Source organism: Lentzea aerocolonigenes, from assembly GCF_000955955.1.
Classification (GTDB): domain Bacteria; phylum Actinomycetota; class Actinomycetes; order Mycobacteriales; family Pseudonocardiaceae; genus Lentzea; species Lentzea aerocolonigenes_A.
In genome coordinates this window covers 57,781-66,732 of record NZ_JYJG01000093.1, presented here as the reverse complement: position 1 = coordinate 66,732, position 8,952 = coordinate 57,781, and the positions used below count along the sequence as shown (strand labels likewise).

Sequence of the window (8,952 nt, the reverse complement as noted above, 5' to 3'; positions counted from 1 at the left end):
GTGATCATGAGTTGGTTGCAGGTGGCGTGATCAGCAAACGATTGCGTCTGCCGCTAACTACCACTATCTCAAGATCACCAGCCGCTCACACCAGACGCGAACAGCTCCGACCGGCCACAACAGGATGGAAAAGGCTCACCAGCAACGGTGCCGCTCCCACCTCAGGAGGCGGCACCGTTGTCATTCCGCTCCCTGATCGCCTGCGATCGTGCGTCGAGTCGTTGAGCTTCGCCAGCGGGACGATCTGTTCGTACGACTTCGGCTGTCTGGGCGTCGGCATCATCGCGGTGTCGATGGTCACGGTTGTCGGCTTCGGTCTGGGGTAGCTGACCCTCATGCTGTCGTGAATGGTCGGCCCGCCGAACTTCCTTGCGATCATGGTGTTCGCCTTGACGTACCGAATCGCCTCGTTCGTCAGGTAGTTCCACTCACGACACGACCTGCCCCATGGCGCACGATCACTGCCATGGAGGTACTGCGACGTATGGTGATCGGCGCGCTGGTCGGCGCCGTCTTCGGATGGGGCTACTACCTGCTGACCGGGCCGTTCACCGAGAAGGTGCTGTGCCCGAGTGGCGGGCTGGAGTGCCTTGGCACCGTCGTGCTCACTGCGGGTGGCGGGATGATCCTGGTCCTGGTGCTGGCCGGACTGACCCTGCGGTTGCTGGGCTTGCGCCCCGCGTGGCCGACCGGCTGCATGAGTGCGGTGATCATCATGGTCGCCGGGCTGGTCGTGGCCGCCAACTCCGGCGTTGGCACTCGCTACGATTTCGCAGCCATCGGGGTCTTCGCGTTCGCGTATGCATTGGCCGCCGTACTGGCCACTGGTTGGGGTGCAGAGGGCTCGTGACAGCCCCGTTTTCCCGAATCATTTGGGCTGGAGGCAGCTTGACGAGGTGCCTCGGCAGAGCCTTCACGTGGCCGGAGCCCCTACCGGGGATGTAGGCGGTGGTGATCAACGCGAGCATTCGTCCAAAGTGGACGAAGTTGGGCCGTCTGGGGGCCGTCGAACGACGCTGAGGGACGAAAAACGACGCTGACCTGCGAAAGAGATCTTCGCAGGTCAGCGTCGTTAGCGAGGCTTCGACCTCAGCCCTGCTTGGTCTCCCAGAAAATCTTGTCGATCTGCGCGATCAGGTCGAGAAGAGCCTGGCCGGAGGCCGGGTCCATCGAGCCCTTCGTGCCGCCCGCACCCGCGGCCTTGGTGGCGCGGTTGAAGAGGTCGTGCAGCTCGGGGTACTTCTCGAAGTGCGGCGGCTTGAAGTAGTCCGTCCACAGCACCCACAGGTGGTGCTTGACGAGCTCGCTGCGCTGCTCCTTGATCAGGACGGCACGCTCCCGGAACTCCGGGTCCTCGTTCGCCTGGTACTTCTCCTGGACCGCCTTGATCGACTCGGCCTCGATGCGGGCCTGCGCCGGGTCGTAGACGCCACAGGGCAGGTCGCAGTGCGCGGTGGCTTCGACGCGCGGGCGGAGAATGCGCGACACGAGTCGCATCGTTCCTCCCAGAAATGAAAAAACAGTGGATGCTCCGACAGGTAGGACCCTACTCCGGCTGATCGAAGGGTGATCGTTGAGACCGCGTCTCTCCACCGTGCTCGTGAAGGGGCCGTCGATGGTGCCTGCCCTGCGCAACGACGACATCGTGCTGGTCAGATGGGGTGCGGAGCCCACAGCCGGTCAAGTGGTCCTCGTCCGCTGGGCCAGCAGGCCGGAGCAGCTGTCGGTCAAGCGTGCCTCCCACCCAGTGGACGGGGGGTGGCACGTGGTGGGAGACAACCCGTTCGCGAGCACGGACTCCGAACACCTCGGACCTGCGGAAGTGCTCGGAGTCGTCAAAGCTCGACTATGGCCGAGGCCCAGGATCAGGCTTTGAGCGAGGCGTACAGCGCGAGGCAGTCCTCGTAGCGCGGCAACGTCCCGGCCTCGAAAGCTTCAGCCAGAGTCGGGGCGGCCTCGTCCTTCTCCGAGAGCACGAACTCGAGCTCGCGCGGCCACGGGAGGTCCAGCGCCGGGTCGAGCGGGGTCAGGCCGTGCTCGCCGGACGGGTTGTAGGGCGTGGAGCAGAGGTAGCTCATGGTCGTGTCGTCTTCGAGGGCGATCATCGCGTGGCCCAGGCCCTCGGCGAGGTACACGGCGTTGCACTTCGCAGCGGACAGCAGGACGGCCTCCCACTGACCGAACGTGGGGGAGCCGACGCGGATGTCGACGACCACGTCGATCAGCGAGCCGCGCGGGCAGTAGACGTACTTCGCCTGGGACGGCGGGACGTCCGCGTAGTGGATGCCGCGGATGGTGCCCGCGCGGGAGACGCTGTGGTTCGTCTGGGCGAGCCGGAGCGGGTGCCCTACCGCCTCGGTGAAGGCGGCCTCCTGGTACGGCGAGACGAACACGCCGCGGTCGTCGGGAAATGTACGAGGGGTGAACTCGAACGCGCCGTCAATTTTCAGCGAACTCGCCTGCATGCCGTCACTCTAAGGCGTCAAAGTTTCTTGACCGATCGGGTGCTTCCTGCCTGCATAAACCGACCGGTCGGTGCAGAAAACCGGACGGACGTCTTGCTACATGCCCTCTGACCTGCGGAAAAAGTGTGATCCCCGCCGCAGACAGCAGGACGCGACCCTGCCACACTTCCGTCACCCGCAGCACTCGGGCGGCTTCCGACGCAACTCGTCGGAGGCGTCGACCGAGTTTCGAGGCCCCGTGTACCCGGCGTGACAACGCTGGGCCGGTGCGCCGTTTGGTGATGAGCCCATGTCCGGGGCTACTACGCCGCCCGCACCGCAGGAGGGACGCCGTGACAGCAGTGAACGAAGCCCGTACCGAGAACTCCGATCCGACGCAGCTGACGGACGAGGAGATCTTCAACGCGCACCTGGGCGGGAAGCTCGAGGTCGGCGCGACCGCCTCGCTCGCTGACCCGAAAGCGCTGTCCATCGCGTACACCCCTGGTGTCGCACGAGTGAGCAAGGCCATCGCGGAGGACGCCTCGCTCGCCGCGAAGTACACCTGGGCGCACCGCCTGGTCGTCGTCGTGAGCGACGGCACCGCCGTGCTCGGTCTCGGCGACATCGGCCCCAGCGCGTCGCTGCCCGTCATGGAGGGCAAGTCCGCGCTGTTCAAGACGTTCGGCGGCCTCGACTCCATCCCGCTCGTGCTGAACACGACGGACGTGGACGAGATCGTCGAGACGCTCGTCCGGCTGCGCCCGTCGTTCGGCGCGGTCAACCTCGAGGACGTCTCCGCGCCGCGCTGCTTCGAGCTGGAGCAGAAGCTGATCGAGGCGCTCGACTGCCCGGTCATGCACGACGACCAGCACGGCACGGCCGTCGTGTCGCTGGCTGCCTTGAACGGCGCGAACACGGTGCTCGGCAAGAACGTGAGTGACCAGCGGGTGGTCATCTCCGGTGCGGGCGCCGCGGGCATCGCGATCGCCAAGATCCTGCTCGCCGCCGGCGTCGGCGACATCACGCTGCTCGACTCGCGCGGCATCGTCCGCACCGGCCGGGCCGGTCTCAACCCGATCAAGGAAGAGATCGCGGCGGTCACCAACAAGGCCAACCTCGACGGCGGCATCGACGTGGCCCTGCGCGGTGCGGACGTCTTCATCGGCGTCTCGTCGTCGAAGGTGTCCGAGGACCTCATCGCGAGCATGGCGGACGACTCGATCGTGTTCGCACTGTCCAACCCGGACCCCGAGGTGCACCCGGAGATCGCCGCCCGGCACGCCGCGATCGTGGCGACCGGCCGCAGCGACTTCCCGAACCAGATCAACAACGTGCTCGCGTTCCCCGGCATTTTCCGCGGGGCTCTCGACGCGGGTGCGCGGCGGATCACCGAGGGCATGAAACTCGCGGCCGCCGATGCCATTCTGGCCGTCGCGAAAGATGATTTGGGTCCAGACCGAATTGTTCCGTCCGCACTGGACCCGCGGGTCGGACCCGAGGTCGCGGCGGCTGTGGCGGTCGCGGCAAAGGCCGACGGCGTGGCCTGATTCAGCCCGGATATTCGCCACCCATTTGCAAGTGCCGGGTACCGGAACCACGAACGTGGTTTTTCGTTAACCCGTGCAGGGGTGGGCGATGACGCTCCGAAGCGCTACCGTCCCTCTCCTCGGGTGTTCACCCGAGGAGAGGGTTCGTGTTTGCCGCCGTTCGGGTGCCGTTGTCGTGCCCACCCGAATTGCCGCGGGCGGCGGATGCGGGAGAGGGTGGGCCGGTGCCCAAGTGGGTAGGACGCGCGACGGTGGTGAACGGCCGTGCACGGACGGCTGGCAAGCCTCCGGTGACGTTGGACGGGCTGACGCTGCCCGACGCGCCGTCGTTGCTCGTGGACATCAAGGGTGTCGTCATGCAGGCGAATCCCGCGGCGGTGGATCTGGCCGGCGCGCAGGGAGCCGACGACCTCGTCGGGCACCCGCTGGGTGAGCTGCTCCTCGGCAACCAGGCCGACCTGCGGTTGTTGCGCCGTGACGGCTCCGAGTTGCCGGTGCGCGTGGCCCGGCACGCGGTTCCCGGTACGGGCCTGCAGGCCGTTCTGCTGATCGACGTCTCCGACCTGGCCGCGGCCGCCGACGCGTTGCGCGACGAACAGCGCCGGCTGCGCAAGGTCCAGCGGGTCGCGGAGCTGGGCTCGTGGGAGTACGACCCGGAGACCGGTCTGACCGTCTGGTCGGACACCCACTACGAACTTCTCGGCGTCGAACGCGGTGCGGTCGTGCCCGGCGCCCAGGCCGTCCTCGACGTGGTGCACCCGGACGACTACCACTACGTCGAGTCGTACTGGCAGGGCCGCGAGATCACCGGCGACCCGATCGACATCGAGTACCGGATCGTGCGCCCCGACGGCCAGCTGCGGTGGATCCGCGGTGTCGCCGAGGCGAGGCTGCTCGACGACGGCCAGCTGGACAAGATCACCGGCTACATCCGCGACATCACCGAGTCCAAGCGCGCGGCCACCGAGCTCGCGCAGGAACGGGCGCGGCTGCTCGAAGCGCAGCGCATCGCCCGCATCGGCAGCTGGGCGTACGAGACCGGCACGCGCGCGGTGCACCGCAGCGAGGTGCTGATGGAGATGTACGCCGAGCTCGGCATGACGCCGGACGACGACCTGCTGAGCGGCGTGCACCCGGACGACCGCGAAGCGGTCAAGGAGATCCGGCACCAGCTGCTGCACACCGCCGACGACGCCCCGATCGAGATCGAGGTCCGCAGCGAGATCGGTGACCGCGTCTACATCTGCCGCGTGCGCGCCGAGATTTCGCCTTCCGGACGGGTGGATCGCTACCACGGCACCATCCAGGACGTCACCGAGGCGCGTGCGCTGGAACGCCAGATGCGCGAGGACCGCCGAAGACTGGCCGACGCGCAACAGGCAGCGCGCCTCGGCATGTGGGAGTGGAATCCCGCGACCGGCGACGTCGTGTGGTCGGACATGCTGCGCGAGCTCTACGGCATCCCGGCCGATGTCCTGGGCAGCTACCAGACCTATCTCGACCTCGTGCACCCCGAGGACCGCGGCTGGGTCGACGACCTGTGGCGGCAGCTCGCCGTCGACGAGGTCGCCGTGCAGTGCGAGCACCGCGTGGTGCGCCGCGACGGCTCCACCCGGATCTTCCGGTGCCACGGCATGATCGTTCGTGACGCGCACGGCAAGCAGCTCGCCGTCGGCACCGCCCAGGACCTGACCGAACAGCGCGCCGCCGAGGCTCGCATGAAGCGTTCGTCCCAGCGCTTCACGGATCTGGTGTCGGTGACTCCCGTCGGCATCGGGTTGTTCGACGAGGGCGAGCGGCTGGTCGACGCGAACGACGCGCTTTGCGACCTGCTGGGCATGGAACTTGAGCAGCTGCGCGGCATGACCGCCGAGCAGCTCACGCACCCCGAGGACACGTCGCCGGGCCTGCAGTGGGCCGCCGAGCGCACGCAGAAGATCCCGCAGCGGATTCTGGTTCGCCCGGACGGCGAGAAGGTCTACTGCGAGCTGCACATCGCGTTGTCGGTGCAGGACGACGGCCGCCGGTTCTGGCTGATCGTGTTCCTGGACATCACCGAACGTCGTCGCACCGCGGAAGCGTTGCGGCACCAGGCGACGCACGACGAGCTGACCGGACTGCCGAACCGCGCTCTGGTCAAGGAGATGCTCGGCAAGCTGCTGGACGGGCCCGGCCGGTCCAAGGTCGCCGTGTTCTTCTGCGACATCGACAACTTCAAGCGCGTCAACGACTCTCTTGGCCACGACGCCGGCGACGAGCTGCTGGTCGCTCTGGCTCGGCGGCTCGAGGGCGGTCTTCCTGACGGCTGCACGGCCGCGCGTTTGTCCGGTGACGAGTACGTGATCATCTGCGAGGACATCGACTCCGTTGGCGGCGTCGACGCTCTTGCGACTCGGGTCGCTTCGTTGCTGCGCACCGCGGTTCCGGTGCACGGACAGCTCGTCCGGGTCTCGGCTTCCATCGGTGCCGCGGTGCCGAACGGGTCGCGGGCCAACGGTGCGGATCTGCTTCGTTTCGCCGACGCGGCGATGTTCGAGGCGAAGCGCAACGGTGCCGGACGGGTGTCGCTCGCCTCGGCGGCGTTGATCGCTTCCGCGGACCGCCAGGTGCACCTCGAGGGCCAGCTGCGCGACGCCCTGCAGCACGACGGCCTGGCGCTGCACTTCCAGCCGGTCGTGGGCGTCGACGGCGCCGTGCTGACCGCCGAGGCCCTGGTGCGCTGGCCGCATCCGGACCGCGGCCTGCTGCCACCGGACGTGTTCCTGCCGGTCGCCGAGCAGGGCGACCTGATGCGCGAACTCGACCGCTGGGTGTTGAGGACGGCGTTGAAGGAAGCCGCGACCTGGCCCGCACCCGACGGCCGTCCGGTGTCGGTGGCGATCAACCTGGCCGGCTTGGTGCCTGGCGATCCCGAGTTCGTGGACATCGTCTCGACCGCGATCATGGAGTCCGGCGTCCCGTGGGAACGCGTGGTCCTGGAACTGGTCGAGACGGCGTTCGTCGACCTGCCGTCCCGCGTCCGCCAGTCGATGGACGAGCTGGTGAAGCGCGGTGTGCAGTTCGCCGTGGACGACTTCGGCACCGGTTACTCGTCGCTGGCCCGCCTGAAGGACCTGCCCGCGCAGATCATCAAGGTGGACCGCCGTTTCGTCTCCGGTGTGGGCAACGACTCCTCGGACTTCGCGGTCGCGCGCGCCGTCGTGGACATGGCTCGCGCGATGGGACGCAAGTGCGTGGCCGAGGGTGTCGAGACCGCGACGCAGTTCCACGTGCTGCGCGGTGTCGGGGTGGACGCTTACCAGGGCTGGTTGTTCTCGCGTCCGGTGCCGCCCAAGGAGTTCCGCGCCGTGCTAGCTCTCGGGCCGCTCCACATACCGCGCGCTGGCTGAGATCTCCGCCAGCAGCGCCGCGATCCGGTGCTTCGGCAGGTCGATCAACCGCAGTTCGAGGTCGTCCGATGACGTTCGCGCGTTGTCGACGATCTCCGCTGCCTGCTTCTTGGTCAGCACGCCCTGCGACGCCGTGATCAACGCCTCACGCCACACGTTGCGCAGCTTGCCGTGCGCCTTCATGAGCACCTCGCGGATCGCGCGGTCGCCGAGCGACAGCGTTCCGGTCAGCACTTGATCGGCGACGACGATCGTCGTCTTGCCATCTGGGTTGTTGCGCAGGAATTTCAGCTTGAACCGCGTCTGCACCAGTTCCTGCAGTTCCTTCTGCCCGGCTTCGGACGACACGGCCGGATGGTTGTTCGGCACCAGGCAGGCCAGTCGTGCGGGAGACGAGGCGAGCAGCGTGCGCAGCAGCCACGGCCCCGGATCCGCTGACAGGTCAACGGCCAGCGACGCCGCGCCCTTGCCGACCGGCTCGGCCCAGCCGGCCGCGCGGGGCTTCGGCGGCGGCGAGGACTCGGGTCGCGGCGCCAGTTCCGACAGGGCGGCGAGAGCTTCCTTCGAAGGGCCGGACGACTCGACCGACTGCGCGCCGTGCGTGTAGATCCGCGTGCCACCGGACACTGCGCGGCGGCCGGTCGGCCGACACACGTACAGATCGGCAGCGGATCCGATGGCCTGGGCGCCGTCGAACCGGTGGAACGAGGGCAGGATCGCCTCGAAGACCAGACCGAGCTTCTGGAGTTCCTGCTGCACCTTCAACCCCAGCGCGGGCGTGCGGTCGGAGAAGCCGTAGGCGAGCAGCACCCGGCCGTCAGCCACATCCGCGAGAGCTTCGACCGCGCGTCCGGCGAAGAGGCCCATGCCCTCCGGCGAGTAGGGCGGGTCGCTGAAGACGAGGTCGAACGACTCGAGAACCGACTGCGGCAGCCCGAAACGCATGTCGCAGTGCAACGTCCGCACATCGAGTCCACGAGCAGCAGCACGCGAGTCGATGAACTCCAGCAGCCGCTCGTCCAGGTCCACGACCGTGATCGACACGTGGGGATTCACGGCGGCGACGGCGAGCGACGTCAGGTCGTGGTCGCCGAGGCACAGCAAACGCTTGCCTTTGAGGTCGTAGACGGAATCCAGCCACACCGCGCGGTTCAGTGCCGTCTCCGCGGTCGCCTGCACGTGGTCCAACGAGGACAAAGGCGCTGGGACGTCGGCGATGTCGACGAGGATCTGCCGCAGCACGTCGGTGTGGTCGCGGACGCCCGAGATGCCGAACTCCGCCCGGTAGGAGGCCACGACACCGGGCGCGATGCGGTAACGATCGTCTGAAGATTCCGCGTCGTCACCGAGGGCCTTGAGCAGGTCCTGGACGGTGCGGCGGGGCACGGCGGGCAGGCGCACGAGCTCGGCCAGCGGGTGCCAGTCCTCACTGAGCAGGGACAACACTTCGCGGAGCTTGCGGGCGTGTACCCCGCGCTCCGACACCAACTGGCGAACCTGGTCGATCGTCACAAACGCTGAACCATACGGCCTGCCACATCCTGGAACGCTGTGCCGGGGTACGCCGAA

General features: G+C 67.8%; 8 protein-coding genes. 5 read left to right on the top strand and 3 right to left on the bottom strand.

What is annotated here, in order from left to right; all coding sequences use genetic code 11:
* Positions 1–326: hypothetical protein (locus tag UK23_RS53755; protein ID WP_231114513.1), on the top strand; the 326-nt coding region annotated here is incomplete at its 5' end.
* Between the two features lie 140 nt (positions 327–466).
* Positions 467–850 carry a hypothetical protein gene (locus UK23_RS15275; protein ID WP_156213121.1) on the top strand — a complete coding sequence of 128 codons (384 nt, stop codon included), beginning with the start codon at positions 467–469 and terminating at the stop codon, positions 848–850.
* Positions 851–1,089: 239 nt separating this feature from the next.
* Here UK23_RS15275 and sodN read toward each other — a convergent pair whose 3' ends face one another.
* On the bottom strand, positions 1,090–1,497 hold the full coding sequence (gene sodN / locus UK23_RS15270; protein ID WP_045312164.1) for a superoxide dismutase, Ni: 408 nt from the start codon (positions 1,495–1,497) through the stop codon (positions 1,090–1,092).
* A gap of 76 nt (positions 1,498–1,573) precedes the next feature.
* Between sodN and UK23_RS15265 the strand changes: the two genes are divergently transcribed.
* Positions 1,574–1,876: a S24 family peptidase gene (locus tag UK23_RS15265; RefSeq protein WP_269112280.1), complete on the top strand. Its 303-nt coding sequence runs from the start codon at positions 1,574–1,576 to the stop codon at positions 1,874–1,876.
* On the opposite strand, the gene UK23_RS15260 is transcribed toward UK23_RS15265, so the two are convergent.
* Positions 1,866–2,465 (bottom strand): dTDP-4-dehydrorhamnose 3,5-epimerase family protein, encoded by a 600-nt coding sequence (locus UK23_RS15260; RefSeq protein ID WP_045312163.1) that lies wholly within the window; start codon positions 2,463–2,465, stop codon positions 1,866–1,868. The genes UK23_RS15265 and UK23_RS15260 overlap by 11 nt on opposite strands.
* A 332-nt stretch (positions 2,466–2,797) precedes the next feature.
* Between UK23_RS15260 and UK23_RS15255 the strand changes: the two genes are divergently transcribed.
* Complete coding sequence (locus tag UK23_RS15255) at positions 2,798–3,994, top strand: NAD(P)-dependent malic enzyme (protein WP_419503881.1); 1,197 nt, start codon at positions 2,798–2,800, stop codon at positions 3,992–3,994.
* A gap of 224 nt (positions 3,995–4,218) precedes the next feature.
* Complete coding sequence (locus tag UK23_RS15250; RefSeq protein ID WP_156213120.1) at positions 4,219–7,383, top strand: EAL and GGDEF domain-containing protein; 3,165 nt, start codon at positions 4,219–4,221, stop codon at positions 7,381–7,383.
* Here the strand turns inward: UK23_RS15250 and UK23_RS15245 are convergent.
* Entirely contained in the window at positions 7,345–8,895 is a 1,551-nt protein-coding gene (locus UK23_RS15245) for a bis-aminopropyl spermidine synthase family protein (protein ID WP_052684685.1), read from the bottom strand. The two genes, UK23_RS15250 and UK23_RS15245, sit on opposite strands and share 39 nt — an antisense overlap.
* Positions 8,896–8,952: the final 57 nt, after the last annotated feature.